This is a genomic window from Candidatus Pelagibacter bacterium nBUS_28 (genome assembly GCF_051200915.1).
In the GTDB taxonomy this organism is placed as follows: Bacteria; Pseudomonadota; Alphaproteobacteria; order Pelagibacterales; family Pelagibacteraceae; genus Pelagibacter.
In genome coordinates this window covers 165708-189804 of the sequence record NZ_CP172844.1, presented here as the reverse complement: position 1 = coordinate 189804, position 24097 = coordinate 165708, and the positions used below count along the sequence as shown (strand labels likewise).

The following is a 24097-nucleotide window of genomic DNA, read 5'->3' as shown; positions in this document are numbered from 1 at the left end:
AAACACTATTTTTTAATTTGATTTAATTTTGAATTGTCACAAAATATTTTAGCGTCAAAATTTGTATTTATAAGTTTTTAGTTATGTCTTCTGTCATTTTTTTTGCATCTGCAAACAACATAAGAGTATTTTCCCTGTAAAATAAATCATTATCAATTCCAGCATAACCTGGGGATAAACTTCTTTTTACAAATAAAACTGATTTACATTTTTCAACATCCAGAACTGGCATACCATAAATTGGGCTTTGTGGATCAGTTTTAGCGACAGGGTTTGTTACATCATTCGCACCAATTACAAAAGCTACATCTGCATTAGCAAAATCATTATTGATTTCCTCTAACTCGAACACCTCATCATAAGGAACATTTGCTTCTGCAAGTAGTACATTCATATGACCAGGCATTCGTCCAGCAACTGGATGAATTGCGTAAGAAACTTTAATGTCGTTTTTTTTCAGTGTATCGACCATCTCTCTTAAAGCATGTTGTGCCTGAGCAACAGCCATACCGTAACCTGGTACAATTATTACTGATGAAGCATTTTTCATTAAAAAGCTGCATCATCAGCATTTCCACTTTTAACTGGCCTTTGTTCTTTATTTTGTGATGACGTTGATTGTTCTATCGCACCAAATCCACCTAAAATAACATTGAAGAAAGATCTATTCATTCCTTTACACATTATGTAAGATAAAATGGCTCCAGATGATCCAACCAATGCTCCTGTAATTATTAATGCGGTATTTTCTAGAGTAAATCCAATTCCAGCAGCGCCCAACCTGAATACGAGTTTAACATTGAAATCACGACTGGCATATCTGCACCACCAATTGGAATTATCAATAAAAAACCAATTAAAAAAGATACAGCTAACAATATCCAAAATAAATTAGAAGATTGTGTGGAGCAAAGTAGATAAGTTAATACAATTATTGAAATTAAAATTAAGGCATTAAGAGGATGTTGTCCTTTAAAAGTTATTGGTGAACCTGACATAATTCCTTGAAGTTTTAAAAAAGCAATAATTGATCCAGAAAAAGTTATTGCACCAATTGCTGCACCAATTGACATTTCAATTAAGCTACCAAGCTTAATGTTGCCTGGTGATCCTAAATTAAAGGCTACAGGATTTAAAAAAGCAGCTATAGCAACAAATACCGCTGCGAGACCAACTAAACTGTGAAAACCAGCTACTAACTCTGGCATTGCTGTCATAGGAATTTTGTATGCAATTAACGCACCTATTAATCCACCTATCAAAAGAAAGATTAAAACAACTACAAATCCAGTTGAAAAATTTCCAATAGATAAAAATGTAACTGTGATTGCAATAATCATCCCAAAAACTCCAAAGAAATTACCTTGTCTAGATGTTTCTGGTGAAGAAAGTCCTCTTAAGGCAAGAATAAACAAGACTCCAGAAATGAGATAAAATATTGCTGATAAATTTGCTGATAACATTATTTATCCTTTTTCTTTTTTTTATACATAGCAAGCATTCTTTGGGTTACTAGAAAACCTCCAAAAATATTAATTGCAGCCAATGATATTGCTAAAAAACCAAAGATATTTGAAGTGCTGAATATAGTGTCAGAATTTCCTGCCAAACCTGCAATAATTGCACCAACAATTATTACTGATGAAATTGCATTAGTAACAGACATTAAAGGTGTGTGTAACGATGGAGTAACACTCCAAACTACGTAATATCCAATAAAAATTGAAAGGATAAAAATACTTAATCTGAATATAAAAGGATCTATTTCCATAATTTTATTTTATTAAAGTTTTTTCAATTATCTCATCCTCTAAATTTATATTAATTTTATTATTTTCCTTATCGTATAAATTTGACACAAAATTAAATACATTTTTTGCGTATAAATTTGATGCTGAAATTGGAAGTTTATTTAAAATATTGCTTTCTCCCATTATTTTAACACCCTTTTTATCTAAAATTTCATCCACTTTGGTAAAAGCTGTGTTTCCACCTTGAATAGCTGCTAAATCATAAATTATCGAACCAGAATTCATATTATTAATCATATCTTCTTTAATAATCACTGGTGCTTTTTTTCCAGGTATTAAAGCAGTACAAATTACTATATCTATTTTTTTTAATGTCTCTGACAATAATTCTTCTTGTTTCTTTTTAAAATCATCTGATGCTTCTTTAGCATAACCTCCTTCGGTCTCAAGATTCTCTGCACCTTCAACTGTTAAAAATTTACCTCCTAAACTTTCGACCTGTTCTTTTGAAGCCACTCGAACGTCTGTTGCAAATACTATTGCCCCCATTCGTTTTGCAGTTGCAATTGCTTGCAATCCCGCAACCCCTGCTCCAACAACTAATACTTTTGCTGCAGGAATAGTTCCCGCTGCAGTCATCATCATTGGAATTGCTTTTTCAAAATTTGCAAATGATTCTATGACTGCCTTATAACCTGCAAGGTTGGCTTGTGAGGATAATATATCCATAGATTGGGCTCTAGTTATTCTTGGAAGCAAATCAAGGGAAAAGGTATTTATTTTTTTTTTAACTAAATTATCTATTTTATCTTTATTGTCGTATGGGCTCAGTACACCAATAAATGTCTGATTTTCTTTTAATAAAGAATATTTATCATCATTAAATAAACCTAGTTGAACAATAATATCTACATTACTTATTATTTCTTTTTCATCTTTTAAAATTGATACGCCTAATTCTTTATATTCTTCATCCTTAATTCCAAGATGACTTCCATAATTTTCAGGTAAAATAACTTCAAGACCAAGGGATATATATTTTTTTACAATCTCAGGGGTAATCGCTATTCTTTTTTCAATTTTTTGATTTTCTAAAACAGAAGCAATTTTCATACATTTATTTTATAGTAAGAATAACGCCATTAAAACCAAAACACCAATAACTGCGACTGTTCCCCACAACACAAACTTTGTAAAATTATTCCAAGTGTTTTTATGGTTTTCATTATCCATAAAAATTATTTTTGTCTGGCTTTAAATTTTGGGTTTGTTTTATTTATTACATAAACTCTACCTCTTCTACGTACAAGTTTAGAGTTTAAATCTCTTTTTTTTATAGATTTTAGTGAACTTTTAATTTTCATAATTAATGAGACTTAATAAAGGAACTTATATAATCTTTCAATTGTAATTTTCCATATTTTTGGATTATTTTGTTGTTATATGTGATTTTAGTTAAAGCAGATGCATATCTTTCACCTAATCTTGGTTTTAAAAATGAAATTTGACTTCCAAACATATTTGCTACTTCTAAAATAGAATATGAATTTTTGTTACTTATACTATAATATTTACATTTATCTGCCCTATAGGCCTCAAGGCATACTTTAACTGTGTCATTAATATGAGTAAATCTTCTAGTTTGAGAACCTGGTCTAACCACGGTTAATGATTTGCCAATTCGATACTGGTTTTCAAATATCCCGATCACTGTTGCCATATCTCCAACTTCAATTTGTTTTGGTCCATAAACATTATAAAAAAAAATAACCTCAAATTTAAAATTAAACCACTTTTTTAAATTTTCCAACAATTCTAAATTTTTTGACTTTGTAAAAGCATATGGTGAAAGATTTTTATCATTCCCTTTATTACCTAAGCTTGCAGAAGTTGCTGAATAGATAAGTTTGATTTCATTATCTAAACAAAATTTAAATATTGCTTTTGAGCCAATTGAGTTTGATTTAAAACATTCATCAAATTTTTTAAAACTTTGATAAATTCTTGCAAATTCACCAAAATGAAAAATAGCTCTAATGATATTTTTTTTTTTTCAAAGATTTTATTGACATCTGAAGTTTCACCTTTGATATATTTAACTCTCTTATTTTGAATATGATTTTTTTTACTTCCTGACGAATAATTATCAAGACTGATTATATTATATTTTGTTTTATTTAATAAAAGTTCAATAAGATTAGAACCAACAAAACCAGCTCCACCAGTAACAATAATAAGATTTTTCATTTTAAGAAATGCCTGGCAATGTCCTACTCTTCCGTGTCTTAAGACAAAGTACCATTGGCGCTGAAAGGCTTGACTGCCGAGTTCGGAATGGGATCGGGTATTACACTTTCGCAATAATTACCAGGCGAGATCTTTTACTTAAAAAAAATTAATTAGTCAAAGAATAAAAAAATATTTATTATTTAATTATTGGTCTTATTTGATTTAATACTCCAAATAAGAAATGGGAAATTCAATATTAGTGCAATATTCAACCAATTATTGAATATGCTACCTGTTGGAACAAATGGCCAAAGATATATTGCAATTCCAGAAAGTATACAAATCTCAAAATCATTAAAAATAGATTTAGCCTTAAATTTTAGCAAAGCATGCCTCAAGACATTTTTACAAAAATAAAACAAGGCAACTATCAAAAATAAAAAACCTATTAACCCAGTTTCGCTTAATATTTGAACATAAGAGTTGTGTGGATGGGTAGAACAAGATTTTTTATTTACCTTATATTTTTCATCTCCACAAAAATTTCTATAATTTTTGACTCCGACTCCTAAAATTTTGTTATCTAAAAACATCCTGTAGGAAGTTATGTAATAATTTGTATGTATTTTTGAGAAAATATAAATTTCTTGTGAATCTTCATCTTTTATATCACCTAAATTCATTTCATTAAGAGTTTTATCAATTAGCCTATTTTTTGCAGAGGGATAAATCAGACTTATCATGACAATCAAAAATATACTTATGAATAATGTTAATAATCTTAATTTTTTTAATTTTTGTGAAAATAAAATAACAAAAATTGCAGATAGATTAATATAAAAAAAAGCAGTTCGGTCGCCACTTAAAAAAATTAAAGTCTCTGATAAAATAAAAATTGAAATAAATAATATAAATGTTTTGTTTTTTTGTTTAAATAAAAATATAGATAATCCAAAAAAAATTGGCCACAGTCTACTTAAATAGCTTCCAAGAATTTTTTCCTCTCCAAAAAAACTTGAAGTTCTATTAGTTTTACTCCATCCTAAAATATTTTCACCAACAAAATATTGGTAAAAACCATCTATTATTAAAGCTATGAAACAAATAAAAATACAATAAAAAAAATATTTTATAAATTTACAATCAAAATTTAATAAAGCAAAAATCGCAATCACAAATATTCCATACCTAAAGAAAAAAAAAGAAATTTTTAAACTTTGAAAATTAAAGTTATTGATTAATGTATTTATTACTAGATAGACCCAAAATATTAAAAAAAAATAAAAATATTTATGTTTAAAATATGAAAAATTTTTTTCTTTAAAACAATAAATTAAAAATATTAAGCCAATTAAAGAAACTGATAAATCGCTTAAAAAAGGACCAGTAATTAAAAAAAAAGGAATTAAAGAAAATAATATAGCTGGAAAGCTATAGAATATAAATTTTTCAGTAACTGAATTAAAAATCATTAGATAAAGAATTGATATTTCAAATTTCGTAAAAAAACAGTATAAACCTTATAACAAAAAAAAATATATTTTTTTCAATTTTAATAATTGAAATTCTATTGTAAGATATCAATCTTAAATTAATCCCTATTAATAATAAAATTTAATTTATGACATATTTAATAATATTTTATTCTTTAATAAGTTTTTTATTGTTATTTTTTTTTGCAAAAATTGGCTATAGAATAAATTTAGTCGATTTACCCAATAAAAGAAAAGCTCATTCCATAGCTACAGCTTACACAGGGGGAATTGCAATCAGTATTGCTCTAGTTTTTTCAATTTTAATATTAGATATTTCAAATAATGATTTAAACACAATACTATCAATTGCATTTTTAATTTCTATAGTGGGCTTAATTGATGACAGGTTTAATTTAAATGTAGGTGGTAAATTAAGTTTGCAAATAATACCTGTTTTTTATTTAATTGTTTTTCAAAATTTAAGCCTACATCACTTGGGTAACTATGATTACTTTAAAATAGAACTAGGAGCTTTTGCATTACCATTTACTTTATTTTGTGTGCTGTTTTTAATTAACGCAATTAATTATTTTGATGGAATGGATGGAACATTGGGTTTTTTGACAATTTCTATAATAATTATTTTATATTTTTTAGTCCCAGATCTTAATTTTAAAAAATATTTATCAATAATTTTAATACCTCTAAGCATTTTTCTATTTTTTAATTTTTCTTTTTTTAAATTTCCAAAACTATTTCTAGGAGATAGTGGTAGTTTGTTATTAGGTTTTATATTGTCATTTATTCTAATCTATCTAAGTGATCGAAATAATATTCATCCAATCTTACTCGCGTGGTCTATATCAATTTTGGTTTATGAATTCTTATCAATTAATTTTATTCGTTTGAAAAATGAAAAAAATCTATTTAAAGCAGGACGAGATCACTTACATCACATATTATTTAAAAAATTTAAGTCTTTATTTTTAACAAATTTTATAATTATAATTATAAATATTTTTCTATTTTTATTAGGATACTGGAGTTTTTTATTAATAAGCCCTCTGGCTTCTTTAGCTTTGTTTGTATCTTTATTTTTTGTTTTTTTATTTTTTAGAAGCAAGTATTCAAAAAAATAAGTTTAAGGTTAAACTATCTTTGCTTATATGTAAATTTAATTAGCGCCTATTTATTTTAAGTAATAAAATTAATCAATTTAAAAATAGCTTAAAATCATATTATGAAGTTTTGAAACATGAACTGGGTCTTTGGGTGAAATAAGATGTGAATTTGGTGAGCAAAAAACATATCCTTTTGTATCGTGCATGCCATTTTTAATTGCTACAAAAACTAATTCATTAAAAAAATTTAATTCTAAATTTTTGTTAATAATGATAATATCATCTCTTTCAACTTCATGAGGATATGTAAGAACAACAAATAGACTCCTATCTCTTTCCTCAATCTCAAAAAATATTTTCAAATCATTTTTTTTTGATTTAATATTCTCTAATATACTTTTTGCAATTTTTAAATTTTTATTATTATCAAAAATAATCTCAAAATCTCTTGTCATTCTTGGCAAAACTTTTGAAAAATTTATCCCAATTTTGTTCAAAAAAATTGAATGATTTTTTAAACGATAATAAAACTTAACCATGTCATATGGCACCTGTCTTAAACCTGTGGAAACAAGTAATTGGTTTTCATTTTTTAATAATTTTAAATAATCACCAATTATTTTATCATACACATCAAGCATATCTTCTATTGGATCAAATGATGGATTTATATACCATCCCGGGTTTGTTGGCAGGTTTTTCAAGTGTTTTGTATTATAAAAATAATGATGCTGAATATGTGCACCAGCATTTAAAAAAACTGATGAGAAATTTGGTGATTTTTTTTTTAAAAAATTAATATGTAATAAATGAATTAGATAATCTAAAACAAGCGATTTTTTCCATGGTTTAGCTAAAGATGAAAATATTAATTTTATTAAAAATAAAGTTTTTTTAAAATGAAAGGTCTTAAGAATAATTTCCATAATTGTTAAAATTGATCTAAAAGATAAACTTCCAGAAGCATTATCGTTTATTGTTTGTTTTAACATTAAGGATAATCTTTTTGAAAAACTTGAATTATCTGAATGGGTATTAGTCCAAGGATCTGGCAAAAAATATGAGGGATTTTTTAATCTATTGTCTGTGTTCATTGGTGAAATTGCACCAACTTTAAATCCTCTCTCTTCAATTTTTTCAAAAATTTGCTTTTCTTTGGTAAAATTTACTATATCACCCAGTCTAAATATATTATGGTCATTGAAATCTTTACCCAAATTTACTGAAACCCATTGAATCCAAGGTTCCAAGTTTTCATATTTATTTTCAGCATAAGTATGAAAACTTTTATAAGTATTTCTAATTATCTTAAGATTTTTAAATTTATTTTTTTTTGATACTGATAAATATTTATCAACAAGATCAAAGTTGATTTCATTAAGTTGGATAAATAAAAGTTTTAAACTCATTTATATTGTTAATTTGTGTATTCTATTTTAATCAAAAATAATACTATAATTATTTTATTACAATTAATTATTTTTTAACTTAATCTTTAGTTGATACTTAAAAGTTTTTGATAAATATTAATATGATTTAAAACAATTTTTTCAATTGAAAACTCTTTTTCTGCAAGTTTTCTGCCAGCTTTACCCATGATAATACGTTCTTTAGAGTTTTCTATTAACCATTGCAATGCATCAGCTAATTTTTCAGAGTTTTTTACTGGAACAAGTAAACCAGTTTTATTTGGAATAATTACGTCACGACAACCAGGAACATTTGTAGTTACGATTGCTCTACTTGCTGCTGCAGCTTCAATAAGTGATTTGGGAAAACCTTCACGGTAAGAGGGTAAGCAAACAATATGTGATTTAGCATATAATTCTGAGATGTCTTTTTGGAATCCTATTACTTCAACATGGCCTTCTTCTTTTAACTTATTTAAATCATCAACATTTAGGCCTGAAGGATTATTTATATCAAAATCTCCAGCTAATAAAAAATGAGCTTTTACACCACGTTCTTTAAGGATTCGAGCCGCAGAAAAATACTCATAAACACCTTTGTCACGTAATAAACGTGCAGCAAAACATACAGTGGTTATTCCGATAGCTTCATTAAAATATTTAAAATTTCCTAACTTGACACCTGAGCCTTTTAATAATTTAACTTTAGAAAGTTTCAGAACGCCCCAATCTAATAATTCTCTTAAATCTTCTTCATTTTGAACAATAATTTTTTGATTGAAATGATTAAAAGCAAATTTATAAATGGGGTAAAGTAATAAACGCAAAAACCTAGCTTTAAAATCTTTATTAACAAATAAAGTCCCAAGTCCTGATACTGCTGAGACTAAACCCTTAACCCCAATTAAACGAGAAATAATTCCACCATAAAGATAAGGCTTAATAGTTACTAAGTGAACAATGTCTGGTTTCACACTCTTAAAGTAAGCCCAAATATAATAAAGAGTCTTTAAATCTTTAAACAAATTAATACCACCTGGTTGCATCGGAATAAGACTTACTTTGAAACCTTTTTGCTCTAATGCTTTAGGATCAGCACCTCGAAGTTCACCATAACCAATAAAAACATCAAATCCTTGAGCCAAGGATGCTTCTGCTATCGATAAACGGTGTGATAAAAAAAAACTTAAATAATTAACTAAAATTAAAAGTTTTTTTTTTTCATAAATACTAATTTAAATAAATATTACATTTTTATTAATTTTCCAGCTATTAATAAATTATAAAATATTTTACAATATTGATTAAATTTTTTGATTTAATATAATTTACATTCTTAAATCAGTTTGATTTTTTAGAAATAAATATTTTAAATCATAAATAATATGACTTTTTTTACATAAATTTGAGATAGCTTTAGCTCCCATTTTTTTAAACTTATCATGTGCAACAGCTATTATAACTGCATCATAAGTATTTTGATTTAATTTGGTCTGTGGAAAAATATTATAAATTTCTTTAATATCCTTTTTATTTACCCAAGGATCATAAAGATCTAACTTACAATTTAATTTTTTTAATGTAGTGATGACACTTAGGATACCAGAATTTCGGGTATCTGCACAATTCTCTTTAAAGCTAAGTCCCATAATTAAAATTTTAGATCCTTTAATCTTGATATTCTTTTTTTTTAATGCGTTAATCAATCTTGATGTTACATATTTGCCCATGTTGTCGTTTAATTTTCTACTGGCTAGTATAATTTTAGGATTATAACCAATTTGTTTAGCTTTATGAGTGAGATAATAAGGGTCAACTCCAATACAATGTCCACCCACTAAGCCAGGCTTAAATGGCAGAAAATTCCATTTACTACCTGCAGCATCTAAAACTTCTTTGGTATCAATATTCATTTTGCTAAATAAAATTGATAGCTCATTAATGAGACCAATATTTAAGTCACGTTGAGTATTTTCAATAACTTTAGCAGCCTCTGCAACTTTTATGCTCGAGGCTTTATGAGTGCCAACTGTTATAATCTCATTGTACAAATCATCTACTATATTCGCTATTTTAAGTGTTGATCCTGAGGTAATTTTTTTGATATTTGAGATGGTGTGATCTTTGTCTCCAGGATTTATTCTTTCAGGACTATAGCCACAATAAAAATCTTTATTATAATTTAAGTTTGAAAACCTCTTCAAGATAGGTACGCATTCTTCATCAATACAACCAGGATAAACAGTAGACTCATAAATTACTAAATCACCTTTATCTATTAACCTGCCAACCATCCTAGATGCCTTTAAAAGTGGTTTTAAATTTGGTTTTTTAGATTTATCAACAGGTGTTGGAACAGTAATAATGTAACAATTTGCTGATTTAAGATCTTTTTCATTACTAGAAAGTTTTAATAATTTAGAATTCTTAAGATCTTTTTTTTTAAACTCTTTATTTCTATCGAGACCAAAATAAAGTTCTTTAATCCTTTTTTTATTTATATCAAAACCAATTACTGATCTTTTTTTAGCAAATTCTAAAGCAAGCGGTAAACCAACATAACCCAAACCTATTATTGCTAATGAAAGTTTTTTATTTGAATTGATCATATTTGATAATAATCTTTATACCACTCAACAAATTTATTAACTCCATCAATAACTGCTGTGGTTGGTTTGTAGTCAAAATCCTTAATTAAATTATCCACATTTGCATAAGTGTCAGGCACATCTCCTGGCTGGAGTGGTAGATAGTTTATTTTTGCTTTTTTACCTAAAGTTTTTTCTAAAGCAAAAATATAATCCATAAGTTCTACTGGTTTATTATTTCCTATATTGTATATTCGCCAAGGAGCTCCACTACTTGCTGGATCTGGATTATAGTTATCCCAATCAACATTGCTATTAGCTACATTATCTAAAGTTTTTACTATCCCATTTACAATATCATCGATATAGGTGAAATCTCTAGTGTGTTTTCCATTATTAAATACATCTATATTTTTTCCCTCTAAAATATTTTTGGTAAATTTAAATAAAGCCATATCCGGTCTTCCCCATGGTCCATATACTGTAAAAAATCTAAGACCAGTTGTTGGAATTTTGTGAAGATAGCTATATGTGTGTGCCATAAGTTCATTTGATTTTTTAGAAGCAGCATAAACAGACAAAGGATGATTTGCAGAATCATGTTCTGAAAAAGGCATTTTAGTATTAGCTCCATATACACTTGAAGTGCTGGCATACACCAAGTGTTTAATTTTATTAATACGACAATTCTCTAAGATATGAGCAAATCCAACAATATTACTGTTAATATAAGCAAGCGGATTTTCAATAGAATAGCGAACTCCTGCTTGAGCTGCTAAATTTACTACTTTTTGAAATTTATGGATTGTAAATATTTCAGAAAGCTTTTTATTATCACTAAGATCATTTTTATAATGCTTATAATTTGTATATTTTAAAAGGCGCTCAAGACGATCATCCTTAATTTTTGGATCATAATAATCATTATGATTATCAATTCCAATTACTTTATCACCTCTGTCTAATAGCTTCATAGCAAGCATTGATCCAATAAAACCTGCTGATCCTGTTACTAAAATTTTCATGAGGCTAATCTAACATTGATTTATATAAAGATGTAAACTGTTTTCTGATATCTTTAATATGAAATTGATCTATAATTTTATTCCTAGCAATTTTTGCGTGATACTCTAATTCGCTCTTTGAGGTTTTTAATGCAGCATCTAAACAATAAGCTAATGATTTTGGATTATTTGGCATTGAAACCCAACCAGTTTTACCAACAATATCTTTTGCATCACCCACATCAGTTGTAATACATGGCACCCCTGTAGACATGGCTTCTCCAATTACATTTGGAAATCCTTCAGCTTTAGATGAAAGACACAATAAATCAAAACATTTCATTAAATCATCTATATCTGAACGCTGTCCTAAAAAAATTACATTTTTATTATTTGTGGAATATTTTTTTAAGTTTCTTCCAATCGCTACTAGAAAAATATTTTTGTATATTTTGCAAATTTTATCAAATGCCTTAAATAAAGTTGGCAAATCTTTTTGGTCATCACCTCTTCCTACGTAGCCAATTATTTTTGTTGATTTAGATAATCCAAGTGTATTTCTTAATTTTAGTTTTACATTTTTATCTGGTTTCCATTTATCAGTATCAAATCCATTTGGAATATAAAAATCATGATAAGCAGAATAGCCAAGATCACGATGTTGATTTAAAGAACGTATAGAATTATATATTATTAGATCTGGTATTCTTGAAAACAGAGATCCAAGTTTAATTGCAAATCGTGTACTTAATTTCATTCTATCAAAAATTTCAAGACTCAACCGTACGCTCCATGATAGTTTTAACTTTCTGTTAACCATAATTTTTCCTAGCAAAGCTGCTAAATTTCCATGATACATCCATCCTTGAATTATGTCTGGTTTTTGTTTTATTAAGATTTCTCGTAATTTTCTCAAAGCAGAGAAATCAATACTACCTCTGCTCATGTTCAAATTGAATACTTTGATTTTCTTTTTCTTTAATAAAGATCCATAGTAACCCTCTGACATGAGTGAGATTACAGTGTTATTTAGCTGATTATTTAAGTTTTTGTTAATTAAGTTGTATAGAAACCTTTCAGCACCTCCTTTCTCAAGACCAGTGATTATATGTACTACTTTAGGAATTTTTTTATTAGATGTTAATATTGTACTAAATTTTGTTGAAGATACTTTTTTGTTTTTAAGAAGTCTTTTTTTAATTTCTGATAAAAAAAATTTTGAAATACGTTTACGAGAAAAACTTAATACTTTATTTTTATTGGGTTTATATTTCTTAAATATCCCTTCTCCATAATAAGAACTACAAATTAAATCTTCTAGCTTTTCATTGTTATTTTTATGAAAAATTAGTCCGATTTTGGTTAATTTTAAAATTCTAACAATATCAAAATCAGGCCTACCTCCAATACATAAAATTGGACGTGCTGCAGCCATATATTCGTAAAACTTTCCAGTAACTACACCTCGTGAAATATCTTTCGAACTTAAGTATAAAACTAATATATCAGCTTTTTTTTGTTTCTCTAAAATTTTTGATCTATTAATGTGTCCCTTCAATTGGATTAAATTTTGATACTTTGGTTTAAGAGATAAGTTTTTTATGTGATCATGTCTCGCTCCATAAAACTCTAGAACAATAGAATTTTTTGGTATTTTTTTTTTATTAATTAAATTTACTATTGAGTTCAAAAGTATAACAGGACTAAATTCTTTTGAATAAATGTTTCCAGTGAATAAAATTTTTAATTTTTTATTTAACTTTGAATTTTTTTTTGAAATATCATTTTTTACAACATGTTCATCAATGTCAAACCCATTAGTAATTTTCAGTGTAGGTTTCTTGAGAAGTTTGCTAAGTCTTTCACAATGATCATCCGATACCGCTGTTATTAAATCAGCGTATTTACTAACAGTTTCTTTTTCTCTCATTTTAATTTTATTTTTAAGTTTTTTAGGTGCATCATCTAATCCGGGATTTTCACTCCACAAATCTCTATAATCTGCTATCCAGTATATTAAAGGATTTAATATTTTCATTTTACAACCAATGCTATGTGATACCTCAGGACCATATGTACTAATCACAACGTCTACATTTCTTGCAATTTTTGAAAAAATTGGAGATGTAGAATAATACCAATAATTTCTAGGGTCATAACTAGGTTCTAAATAATTACTAAATTTTTTTTTAAACCACTTACCAATTTTTTCAATAAACGGAAATTTTAATAAAGGGCTCCAAAATAAATAATATGGTAATTCAATTACATTAACATTTTTCAAATGAGGCAAATCTAAATCTAAAGGGCTATCAAAAATTTGTTTTTTTGCCGTTAAAACTGTTACATCATGTCCTTGTTCGCTCCAATAACGTGCCCATGAATAGGGTCTATGCACACTAATTGCATTACGTGGTGGCCAACTGTAACTAATGATAACAATTTTAAGTTTTTTCATTATTAAATAAACCAAGTATTAGCAATTTTTAGTAACTTATAAAAGGTTTGTTTTTTGTAAAAATTACTAATACTAAAATTTAATTTTTACCAGATATCTTTTTATAATAGTGTCTTTAGTAAAAATTTCTAACTGAAGTCAATAAATAATTTTCACTTAAAATTGACAATATTAAAGTTGTCTTATTGATGTTGGTATTTGTAAAATCTCTAGCATGGAAAATATAACTTTGATTATTAGAAAATTTAGAAACTTTTATTAAAAAATTATTAATAACATTAGGTAAATATTTTAACATTGAGTGATAAAATGGAATTCCAAAAACAGATTTTAAAATCAAATATTTAAGACTGTTATTCATTTTAAGACTGTCTTGGAATATAAGATTTGAAAACCTTCCATAAATTTTAGTAGCTTTTCTAGCATAAATAAAATGAATAATTTTGAGTATTAAAAAACTAAAACCTTTTACTCTAGATGCATCAATCTCATATCCAAGCTCAACTAGGATTTTATCAACATTAGTATTGGTCGACCAACCTGAAGCACGAAAACTTTTAATCGGTCCAAATTCTTTTAACGCTACATGAGTATTATAAATTTCATCTTTTATCTTAGAGTTTTTTAGACCATCTAAATAACCATGGGAATATCCATGGTTACCAATATCAAAACCCATATTAAATGCTTTTTTAAGATATTCTTTGTATATATTTATGTCTCTACCAATGACAAATAATGTTGGCTTATACTTTTCATTTTTAAATAAATCAAATATGTTTGTGAATGCCTCTGACAAAAAAGAATTTTCTTTTCTAAAACCAACCCATGCATCATCCATGTCGATGCTAATTGCCAATCTTTTTTTTTTCATTTGTAGATTATCTAGGACGTTTTCCCTTCTTTTTGGCAGGAACTCCCATTACAATTGTCCAGGGCTCTACATCTTTGGTAACAACAGAATTTGCACCTACTATTGAACCTTCACCTATAGTTACACCTGGCAAGATAATTGCACCTGCAGAAATAAAACAATTTGCTTTTAAATAAACTGGTGAAGATTTAAAACCTTTTTGTGTCTCTTTAACCATTGGGCCAGCCATACTCTTGCCTTTTATAGGAATTTCAGAATGTGAGTAAATTTGTACGTTTGAAGATATTCCAACATAATCATCTATATAAAGTCCTCCACCTCCTGAAAGAATTGAAGATCTAGAAATATGACAACGATTACCAATTTTTAATTCTCCAAATGAAGCAGACAGAACCACATAATCATCTAACCATGTGTAAGATCCTATCTCTATATTTTTTTCACCAGATAAATCTAAATTTTTACCAAATATAGAATTTTTACCTACTTTTTTTAGGGTTTTTTTTAAATAAATATTCCTAAAAAAGTTTCCTATTCCACTTGGAAAACCCAAAATAAATGCTTTGGGTAGTTCATAAAAAAAAGCATTCTTTAATAACCAAATATAGTCTTTAAAATTCAACTTTTCCCCTTCTCTATATTTAGAAAATATTAATGCTTTTTTATCTGTTTTAAAAAATTCAAATATATTTTGCATATTAATTTTATTAATTATTTTTTTTATATTTTTTCCATATAATTGGATCTTTTAAACCTAAATCTATTTTAAGATCACGCCTAAATTCTTGAAAATATACCTTATCCCAATCAAAAATCCCTTTCTGAGAAAAGCTATCGTCAAAAAAAAGATCTGTCTCTTTTGAGGTCGATATAATCTCATCCACGTTATAATTTTTCATTACTAACATTAGATCATGCTTGTTATCAATCCAAAAATTTTCAAGACTTGATTTATTAAAAACAGCCCACCAATCGGGCAATAAAAGCCTATTATTTTTATTACATACGTAAGAAATAGGTTCAACTAGTATTCTTTGACCATCAAAAACTTTTCTGTAATTATTTTTAGGATTAGAGAAGCACAATAATAGAGGTTTTTTATTTTTTCCTATAAAATCATTTAATTGTTTAATTAAATTACGAGTATTAATTGGATTTATCTTTTGTATATTTTTGATTGGTTCAAAAAGAGCAATAATTGCTAAACCAAAAGAAAATATATTAAAATCCTTTGAAATTATTAACAGTGTTACAAAAGAAATAACATAAACTGCTAAAATATTCTGTTCATCAGAAAATTTAATTAATTTTCTATTAATTATATGAATAACAAAAATATAAACACAAAAATAAGTATAAGAAGATTCTACAGTTGAAAGACAAAATATAGCTAAACTATAAGAAAAAATATAGTAACAATCTCTTAAATTTAATTTTTTAAAAGTTAGATTATCACGATATAATTTAAATTTTGTAGCCCTTACTCCCATTGCATTTAGCATCCATGAAAATATCAACCACAAATCTTTTTTTTTACAATATAAAAGATTAATAAATATTAATGGAATTAATAAGCAATATAAAAAAAAATATAAATGATTAGCTGTTAAAATAGAATAAAGAAAAACTATGGGAGAAAAAATTATAAAAACTGTTGGACTAATGATTGGTAATAAAATTGAAAATGATACAAAAAAAAATGTATCATTGTTGATTAAGTAATATAGTATTGGAGAGACAACAATTAATCCAAATATGTTATAATTAGGAAGGCTAACGACATAAATATAAAAAATTGTACTCAGTAGAGGAAGTACAGAATATTCAATTTTACCGTTTACTGATATATCTATAAAAATTAACCAACTTAGTATCATTAAAGAGCCCCATAAAACACTTATTGCTGGTGCTCTAGTAAAAAAAAAGTGACTGAAATTAGGAAGATGCCACCAATTACTTAAATTATAATTTCCACCACCAATAATTGAAGAAATACCCTTTCTTGAAAATTTTTTTATATTTAAATTTTGTACTTTATAAAAAAAAGTATTCAATGCATGTAACGGATACAGGCCATTATAATCTGAAAGATTATTTTTAAACAAAATTTTTATTGATCTTAAAATAGCTAAAAAATAATAATAGTTTGGAAGAAATAAAGAAGTTAATAAATTTTTAAATATTTTGGACATTATTTTTTTGCTTTAAAAAATATAATTAAACTTTTTATTTTTGAAAATTGAATACTGCTCATTAATAGTATGCTTGCAACTAAAAATGCTATCAAAATTACCAAAGATGGATTGGATGCATTATCACCATAAACAAACCAAGCGACAAAAATAGAGCCTAACAATATTTGAAAAGCTAAAATAATTATGGAAATATTTATTTTCCAAAGTTTTTCACTCAAAATCATTGAAACTACTAATAATAAAAAATATGTTAAAGATGTAGATATTGCAGCTCCCATACTTCCATAGACTGGAACAAGTACCCAATTTAAAAATAGACTTATAATAACAGCCCCACCCATCAAGTAGAGATTTAGATACATTTTTTCTGTTTTCCATATTCCAGCTGTAGCAATCAAGAAAAAACCATAAAATACAGCTTGCCAAGCTAAAACTCCAATAATTGGCCAAGCGTCATGAAATGCAGGTGCTGTCAACCATCTCACTAAAAAAGGTGAGAAAGCAGTCAAAAGAACTATACCTGAAGTACCAAGTCCCATATATAAACGTGCAATTGTACGAAATGTATCTGGGCCATCTTTACCGTGCATAGAGTCCATTGCAATTGGCCACCAAGCTTTACGGAAAGTTTCAACGACTAGTGTAAGTAAAATTACAAATTTAGCCCCTATTGCATAAACTCCAAGTGACTCGGAACCATGGTAGTGTTGTATGAACCAACGATCCGCAGTACTTATAAAATAAATTGCCATACCCGCAGGCATTAGTGGTGCTCCAAAACGGATTAATTGTAACCAGAGATTAAAGTGAATTTCTTTAAATTGCCAATAATCACGAATACGAAACCATCCAATAATTGCCATTGCTACTGAAGCAATACCGGTACCAAGAAAAAAACCTAAAATTCCCTGATCAAGTAAAATTACAAAGCTTAAAATTAATACTGCAGATAGAATACTCTGACTTAGTGTAATACTGATAAATCCCCAAGGTCTATAAAGTAAACGCATAACCTCAGCACTCTGTTTCATGATTTGTGTGAACAAAGCTCCAACAAAAGCAATTGCAAAATATTCTAAACTTAATTTTCCTTGAAAAAACAAGGCATTAAGTATTGGTGCTATCAAGGTTGCCAGAAGAACAATGCAAATTCCCCATAATAAGCGCCATTGAAGGATAGCTGAAACAATTTTAGCTTGAGCTATTTTTCCATTTTTTTTAAACTTAAAAAAATACATCGATTGCGCAGAATCCATTCCCATGACCAAGATTGCAGATAAAAAACTACTGATAACTGTTAGCATTTCGATAGTTCCATAGTCAGCTGGTGTGAAAATTCGAGTATAGATTGGTAATAAAAAGAAAGAAACGCTTTTCGCTAAAATACCTCCTATTCCATATATTAAAGTGTCTTGTCCTAACTGTTTTAATCTAAGCATTTAATATATTTTCTATCATTTTAACAAAGTTCTTGATAATAATTTTGAAGCTGCTCTATAAGCTATTCCTTCATTATAACAATAACTCTTGTTTGGTATCAAATTATACTTCTCTTTATCTAAAACTTTACCTTTATCAATTGCTACTTTTACTAAATGTAGGCTAGCGTATTGATTGAGCTCTTTTTTTTTTAAAGCTTTTTGTATAGAACCAATCCCTCCATATTTAGGTACTTTTGCTGCATGAATATTTAGAATTGTAATTTTTTTTTTAATTAATGTTTTACCTACAATAAGACTAGCTCTAAATAATATAATTTTTTTTATATTATGTTTTTCTACAAAACTAACTAACATTTTATTGTCATGTATTGACTCAAATGATTTGAGTGAGTAAAAATTTTTTCTTTTAAACTCACAGTAAAACATTTTTACAAAGAGAAGTGGACTAATCACCCTTTTAATAAGTAATTTATATATTCTTTTTATATCATTTGATCTATCTATTAAAATTTTAAGATTTATGTTTGAACTAATTTTAGAAGCTGCAAGCTGACTAATTTTATCATTACCTAAAATCAAAAGAGTTTTCATTTAAGAAACAGTAAAATTAATAGAATTTTTGCTAGCTTCATTTGCGAGCGGAAAGTTATTATTTGAAGATGTATATTCTATTAAATCTGGAATACTGTATTGAATTACTTTGCCTAATTCAATTCCTTTGTTTTTATAATCATAAATTACTTCGTTTCGATTAGGTACTCTAACTGTATAATGTGAGTAAGTTGCTCCTTGAATAATTGGTGGTAAACACCAGCCCTCTTTTCTTGGTAAATTTTGATTGTAATATTTTGCCTTTTCTCTTCGAAACTGAATGATCTTTGGGTATTTCTTTAACTGTTTTAGTCCAACAGCTGCCTCAACATTTAACATTTTATCTAAATAGTCTGGTGGAAAATGAATTTTGTTATCTAAGTGGTAGGCCTTAGTAAGCTTATTTAAAAGTGGTGTATTTTGCTGTAACCATAAAGTAAAACCATAAATCTTTTTATGAAATGCAAAATAAACTGCAAGGAAATAAAGTCTTCGCTTAATCGATTTTAGCCAACCCCCTGATTTAAAATGTGTATCTCTCCAATCTCTTACTTTATTTGCAAGCTTTTGATCCTGAAACGTAAGCATACCTCCAAAAATACTTGTTATAAGTTTACTGATGTTTAATGCATAAATTGCTACATCACCCGAGGTTCCAATCATTTTTCCTTTCCAATCTGCACCGAAAGCATGACAACAATCTTGGATTAGCCAAATTTTTTTTCCATAACGTTTTTCAGCTTTCTCTACCATTGCTTCAAGACGATCGAGATTTTGAGGATATCCAAAAGTATGAGTTGCTATAATTGCTCTAGTATTTTCATTAATGGCTAATTCAGCATGATCTAGATTCATATTGTAATCATATAAGTCTATATCGATAAACCGTGGTATATTTCCACTAAGGGTTACTGCATGAGCTACGACGGAACAAGTGTAGGCTGGCATTATAACTTCGCCATTTTCTATACCAATAGCTTTTAAAAATGCCCATTGAGCAGATCGACCATATGGAAAAGCAACAGCATCTACAGCATTAAATGTTTTAGCAAATTCTTTTTCAAATTTTTCTACTGCCCTTTTGTTCCTCTTAAAGATTGTTAAAAATTCTGACCAATCTAATGATGGTTTAAATCTTGGAATCATGTCTCACCATCCTCGTCTTGCACTTGCCAATAACCTTGGCTGGCCATATGAATTGGAACAAAAGTGCTTGCGTTATTTAAAATTTTGTAATCATGGTTTTTGTTAATCTCGTCATCAATTTGAAGATCAGCACCCAGCTGAATACTACGTTTATTTTCTACGGACCAGAATTTACGTTTGGTTATAAGCATATTTACTAAATACTTTTTAAACCATTCTCTAAGTATACTGAATCTAAAAATTGTTAGACTGAAAAGACGCAGCAAAATGAAATGAAAAGGCTTTGGTTTTTTTTTATTCATTAAGGAAATTTGACTAGTAATTTCAATTTTATCTAATTTTTGAAAGAAAATATTTTTTTTGTTATAAGATTGGGTGCTCCCAAGACGAGATTTATTATCTTGTAGAACTAGACCGGCATTTATTTGAGCTGGGGACCTATTGTTAAAATGATATACAACACCTCCTTTATGGGTACTAATAATAGTATAATGATTTGTACCACGATCTAATAAAAGTCCAGCCTGTGGTAAATATTTACGAAATGATTTTTGATCTTGGCATGGTAATATTTTTGTACTTTCAGTTTTTTTTGTTGTTTGTAATTGATTTAACATTACAGCAGAACAAGCATATGCATTAAACATTGGAATAAGATTAGGTTCATCTACAGCAGATAATGTCACAACCTTTTGGTCTTTGATAGAATTTTTCATAAATTCAGATAAAATAGCAGCTTCTGGAATTTCATCTGCTAGCGCCATAACTCCTGCTGGATAGTAAAATCGTGTAGAACGACTACCATATAAACCACCAAAAGAACCATCTGGATGAGCAAAATACCAAAGAAAATTTATTGAACTAGTTAAAGAATCTAAAAGTTTCCATTCCGGTTTTAATTTGTGAACATCAGCTAAATAATATATGCAAAGACTCTGATAACCTGGGTCGGCACCTTCATATTCCTTGTACCACCCTTCTTCAGATTGATTTAAGATTATTTTATTTAACTGGTCCCTGGCCTTCTTTTCTGCCTTCTTGTCACCTGTTAATAAGTTCCAACGGACTAAAGCAGCAACAGAAGTTGCTAAATGATTAGAAATGATAGCGTGAGTTTCATCAGCTTTGATGAGATAATCAATCATTGAAGCAATTATAGTGGTCCATCGATTACTCATCTCTCGAGATATTTCTTTGTCTAAAAGTTCTTTAGCGCACAAAAGATCAAAAGCTACAAGGGCAGTAACACAATAAGAGCCTTCATGAGGAAAAGCCTCTTCCAAAGAACCGTCATTACGCTTTAAACTGTTCGTAGCTTCAAAAATTGAATTAATACGAGAAAGAAATTTTTTTTGCGATGTATCAAAAGGCCACATTTTTGAATGCCAAAGTCTAGCTAAACCATGAGCTGCCCCTTGAAAAGTTCCATTCCCAAAATCAATCAGACCCCAAGCCCAATGATACCGATCACCTATTCCGTAACTAGCGCTTGTTCTATCAGTATCAAACAATGACAATATTCTAGGTAAATTTGCTTTAATTTCGTTCAAGTAAGAGCTATTGACCATTTAAACTCCATTTCTTAATAATTTCCTCAGACCTATCATTAGAATTTTTATCAATACTTACATGCTCAAAAGCTACAACCTCAGAAGTAGGAAGATATATTTCTCTTGCATCAAATCTATCTATATTATGTGGAGAATATGCAAGAAATCCTAAATTTTTTTGTGTTGGTAATCTTCCTTTTTTAAGCGATGGATAAGATTTATTATATAGAGATAACAAAAAATAATAAAATTTATCAGAATTATAAAAATCTTTATCTCGACTTAAAATTAATCTTTCAGGTCTATTAGCCTGTGTTAAAGGATTAAAAAATGACGGTTTAAACCATACAGATGTATTGTCTGAAAATTTAATTCTAATAGCAGTTAATTTATATGATTGAGGTTTGTCATTCTCATAATACCAGCCAGATATACCATCATAAAATGGTGGTAAATAAAAACCGGGCAAAAGGAAAATAGCAATAGAAATTCCAGCTAAACTTTTAAGAATATTTTTATAATATCTACCTTCTCCTATTAATGATATTATAAATAAAAAAAAATACCAAATTCGAGGTACTGTTGGCATCATTAAGACTAAAAACAAAAATCTTCTAATCCACACTGTATCAATAAATAAATTTGCAACTGGATATAAAATAATTGCAAAAAATAATAATAATGATCCATTTTTTCTATAGTTAGAAAACCAAAAAATACAAAATGAAATAATACAAATAAATAAAATATAAAATATTAAATTATAAGTATTACTTAATTTAGAAAATGAACCTGAAAAGAAATTTAATATTTTTTCAGATTTTTCTGATAAATCTAAAAAATGAATTAAAGGTATAATTATCTGGTTTAAAAAAATTTCGGGTGTAAAAGAAAAAATTATTAAAAAACTTATAATTAAAATCAAAGTAATAGCTTGATAAACATTACTTATCGTCATTTATGAACCTTTTTCCGGTTAACCTGAAATATATTTTTCTTAAAAATACAAGAATAGGATATGAAAAATCTGCAATCTTCTGATTAAATAAAACTAGGCAATATACTAAAGACTTTAAATTATTTTTTTTATATGAAGAAGATATAAATCTTGCAGCTGAACTTCCGTAAAGAATTTTTTCATTTACAACAACAATCATACCATAATCAATATTATATTTCTTTTTTAAATCATGAACTAATGGGTTGCTAGTGTCTCGTGCATTAACTAACTTTACATTGTAGCCATGCTCTTTTAAACGATTTAAAGATACAAAATCACTACAAAATGGGCATTCACCATCATAGACAATCGTAATATTATTTTTTATCATTTTTAAAACCCCACCTATAAACTGGTAAAATAATCAACCAAGCAAGAAAATTCATGCTAAATAATATTCCAACATAAATAGTAAGAAAATGGAACATTGTGTAAAAAAACCATGCAATTAATATTTTTTTTGTATCTGAATAAAGCAATAAAAGAGGAAACAAAAGGTGTACTATATATGTGATAGCTGACCCAATATCATTAAGTATATAATAAAAAAGCCCATTTTTAGTAAAACTTGGTAATTCTGGAGTATATCTTAAATTTTCTAATAAATATTTTAAATGGAAAGAACTATTAATATTTACTAAATCAAACTTAAACCACTCAACATAACTTAAATCCACAATCTTATTTAAACCAGAGAAAAAATAATAAATTACAAAAACGACTAAAGCTAAAAATCGTAATTTTTTACAATATTCAAAAGAGTTTTCAAAGGGAAGTAAAGCATAAACTAAAAGAGAACTTTGTATAAGAAAAACAGCATCAATCTCTTGACCCAATCTAAAAACAAAACCCCAAAGATAAGATACAACAAAGTATAAAAATATTGCTGTTATTCTAGAATATCTCAACGGAGAAAAAATTAATAATATCGATAAAAAAATAGCAATATTTTGTAATAAGCTAAATATGCCTTCAGAAGGATACGAAATAAAATAATGAATAAAGTGAAAAGTCACTAAATCAAAAAACGGCGCTATGCCCATAAATAGCAAATAATCAGGATGATAAATATCAACTGGGTATCCAGATATTACACTCACAGGCCACAATGCTATATTGCTAAAATCTCTACTAAGTAGTTTCCATAAATACAAAATTCCTATTATAAATTTAAACCAATAAACAAAATAAAAATTTATAGGGGAATTGTAATTATTTAATATTAATTGAGAAATTTTTTTTAAATTTAAAATATTCATTATTT

At 27.5% G+C, this 24097-nt stretch carries 21 protein-coding genes, 1 rRNA gene and 2 pseudogenes; 1 reads left to right on the top strand and 23 read right to left on the bottom strand.

What is annotated here, in order from left to right; all coding sequences use genetic code 11:
* Positions 1-67: 67 nt before the first annotated feature.
* The 8 genes and pseudogenes from ACIJYC_RS00940 to ACIJYC_RS00905 all read right to left on the bottom strand — a co-directional run bounded on the left by ACIJYC_RS00940 (position 68) and on the right by ACIJYC_RS00905 (position 5452).
* Positions 68-1463, bottom strand: a pseudogene (locus ACIJYC_RS00940) (NAD(P)(+) transhydrogenase (Re/Si-specific) subunit beta).
* On the bottom strand, positions 1463-1771 hold the full coding sequence (locus ACIJYC_RS00935; protein ID WP_435166775.1) for a proton-translocating transhydrogenase family protein: 309 nt from the start codon (positions 1769-1771) through the stop codon (positions 1463-1465). The pseudogene ACIJYC_RS00940 and the gene ACIJYC_RS00935 overlap by 1 nt, the downstream one beginning before the upstream one ends.
* Positions 1772-1775: 4 nt before the next feature.
* The gene (locus ACIJYC_RS00930; RefSeq protein WP_435166772.1) at positions 1776-2864 is read right to left on the bottom strand and encodes an NAD(P) transhydrogenase subunit alpha; all 1089 of its coding nucleotides are present in this window, start codon (positions 2862-2864) and stop codon (positions 1776-1778) included.
* A 9-nt stretch (positions 2865-2873) separates the two neighbouring features.
* Positions 2874-2984 (bottom strand): aa3-type cytochrome c oxidase subunit IV, encoded by a 111-nt coding sequence (locus tag ACIJYC_RS00925; protein WP_435166769.1) that lies wholly within the window; start codon positions 2982-2984, stop codon positions 2874-2876.
* 5 nt (positions 2985-2989) lie between these two features.
* A complete protein-coding gene (gene ykgO / locus ACIJYC_RS00920; protein WP_008545413.1) occupies positions 2990-3115 on the bottom strand; it encodes a type B 50S ribosomal protein L36 in 126 nt (41 codons plus the stop codon).
* A gap of 2 nt (positions 3116-3117) precedes the next feature.
* A pseudogene (locus ACIJYC_RS00915) lies at positions 3118-3998 on the bottom strand (NAD-dependent epimerase/dehydratase family protein).
* Between the two features lie 10 nt (positions 3999-4008).
* Positions 4009-4123: ribosomal RNA gene (gene rrf, locus ACIJYC_RS00910) — 5S ribosomal RNA — on the bottom strand.
* A 57-nt stretch (positions 4124-4180) separates the two neighbouring features.
* Complete coding sequence (locus ACIJYC_RS00905) at positions 4181-5452, bottom strand: O-antigen ligase family protein (RefSeq protein ID WP_435166766.1); 1272 nt, start codon at positions 5450-5452, stop codon at positions 4181-4183.
* 149 nt (positions 5453-5601) lie between these two features.
* Between ACIJYC_RS00905 and ACIJYC_RS00900 the strand changes: the two genes are divergently transcribed.
* Complete coding sequence (locus tag ACIJYC_RS00900) at positions 5602-6594, top strand: glycosyltransferase family 4 protein (protein WP_435166764.1); 993 nt, start codon at positions 5602-5604, stop codon at positions 6592-6594.
* Between the two features lie 77 nt (positions 6595-6671).
* Here ACIJYC_RS00900 and ACIJYC_RS00895 read toward each other — a convergent pair whose 3' ends face one another.
* From ACIJYC_RS00895 to ACIJYC_RS00825, 15 genes are all read right to left on the bottom strand, one after another.
* On the bottom strand, positions 6672-7985 hold the full coding sequence (locus ACIJYC_RS00895) for a hypothetical protein (RefSeq protein ID WP_435166761.1): 1314 nt from the start codon (positions 7983-7985) through the stop codon (positions 6672-6674).
* A gap of 86 nt (positions 7986-8071) precedes the next feature.
* On the bottom strand, positions 8072-9190 hold the full coding sequence (locus ACIJYC_RS00890; protein WP_435168060.1) for a glycosyltransferase family 4 protein: 1119 nt from the start codon (positions 9188-9190) through the stop codon (positions 8072-8074).
* 123 nt (positions 9191-9313) lie between these two features.
* Positions 9314-10594 (bottom strand): Vi polysaccharide biosynthesis UDP-N-acetylglucosamine C-6 dehydrogenase TviB, encoded by a 1281-nt coding sequence (gene tviB, locus ACIJYC_RS00885; RefSeq protein ID WP_435166758.1) that lies wholly within the window; start codon positions 10592-10594, stop codon positions 9314-9316.
* Positions 10591-11598 carry an NAD-dependent epimerase gene (locus ACIJYC_RS00880; RefSeq protein ID WP_435166755.1) on the bottom strand — a complete coding sequence of 336 codons (1008 nt, stop codon included), beginning with the start codon at positions 11596-11598 and terminating at the stop codon, positions 10591-10593. The genes tviB and ACIJYC_RS00880 overlap by 4 nt, the downstream gene beginning before the upstream one ends.
* A 4-nt stretch (positions 11599-11602) precedes the next feature.
* Entirely contained in the window at positions 11603-14035 is a 2433-nt protein-coding gene (locus tag ACIJYC_RS00875) for a glycosyltransferase (RefSeq protein ID WP_435166752.1), read from the bottom strand.
* Between the two features lie 115 nt (positions 14036-14150).
* Positions 14151-14909, bottom strand: a complete 759-nt coding sequence (locus tag ACIJYC_RS00870; RefSeq protein WP_435166749.1) for a polysaccharide deacetylase family protein — start codon at positions 14907-14909, stop codon at positions 14151-14153.
* 7 nt (positions 14910-14916) lie between these two features.
* Complete coding sequence (locus ACIJYC_RS00865) at positions 14917-15606, bottom strand: acyltransferase (protein ID WP_435166746.1); 690 nt, start codon at positions 15604-15606, stop codon at positions 14917-14919.
* Positions 15607-15616: 10 nt separating this feature from the next.
* Positions 15617-17101, bottom strand: coding sequence for a hypothetical protein (locus ACIJYC_RS00860; protein WP_435166744.1), 1485 nt, complete (start codon positions 17099-17101; stop codon positions 15617-15619).
* Positions 17101-18543, bottom strand: a complete 1443-nt coding sequence (locus ACIJYC_RS00855) for a lipopolysaccharide biosynthesis protein (RefSeq protein ID WP_435166741.1) — start codon at positions 18541-18543, stop codon at positions 17101-17103. Before ACIJYC_RS00855 ends, ACIJYC_RS00860 begins: the two co-directional genes overlap by 1 nt.
* A 15-nt stretch (positions 18544-18558) precedes the next feature.
* Positions 18559-19137 (bottom strand): formyltransferase family protein, encoded by a 579-nt coding sequence (locus tag ACIJYC_RS00850; protein ID WP_435166738.1) that lies wholly within the window; start codon positions 19135-19137, stop codon positions 18559-18561.
* Positions 19138-20283: a DegT/DnrJ/EryC1/StrS family aminotransferase gene (locus ACIJYC_RS00845; protein ID WP_435166735.1), complete on the bottom strand. Its 1146-nt coding sequence runs from the start codon at positions 20281-20283 to the stop codon at positions 19138-19140. It abuts the gene before it with no gap.
* Entirely contained in the window at positions 20280-21851 is a 1572-nt protein-coding gene (locus ACIJYC_RS00840; RefSeq protein ID WP_435166732.1) for a hypothetical protein, read from the bottom strand. Before ACIJYC_RS00840 ends, ACIJYC_RS00845 begins: the two co-directional genes overlap by 4 nt.
* Positions 21841-22791: a hypothetical protein gene (locus tag ACIJYC_RS00835; RefSeq protein WP_435166729.1), complete on the bottom strand. Its 951-nt coding sequence runs from the start codon at positions 22789-22791 to the stop codon at positions 21841-21843. The genes ACIJYC_RS00840 and ACIJYC_RS00835 overlap by 11 nt, the downstream gene beginning before the upstream one ends.
* Positions 22778-23164 (bottom strand): DCC1-like thiol-disulfide oxidoreductase family protein, encoded by a 387-nt coding sequence (locus ACIJYC_RS00830; protein ID WP_435166726.1) that lies wholly within the window; start codon positions 23162-23164, stop codon positions 22778-22780. Before ACIJYC_RS00830 ends, ACIJYC_RS00835 begins: the two co-directional genes overlap by 14 nt.
* Positions 23151-24092, bottom strand: a complete 942-nt coding sequence (locus ACIJYC_RS00825; RefSeq protein WP_435166723.1) for a hypothetical protein — start codon at positions 24090-24092, stop codon at positions 23151-23153. The genes ACIJYC_RS00830 and ACIJYC_RS00825 overlap by 14 nt, the downstream gene beginning before the upstream one ends.
* Positions 24093-24097: the final 5 nt, after the last annotated feature.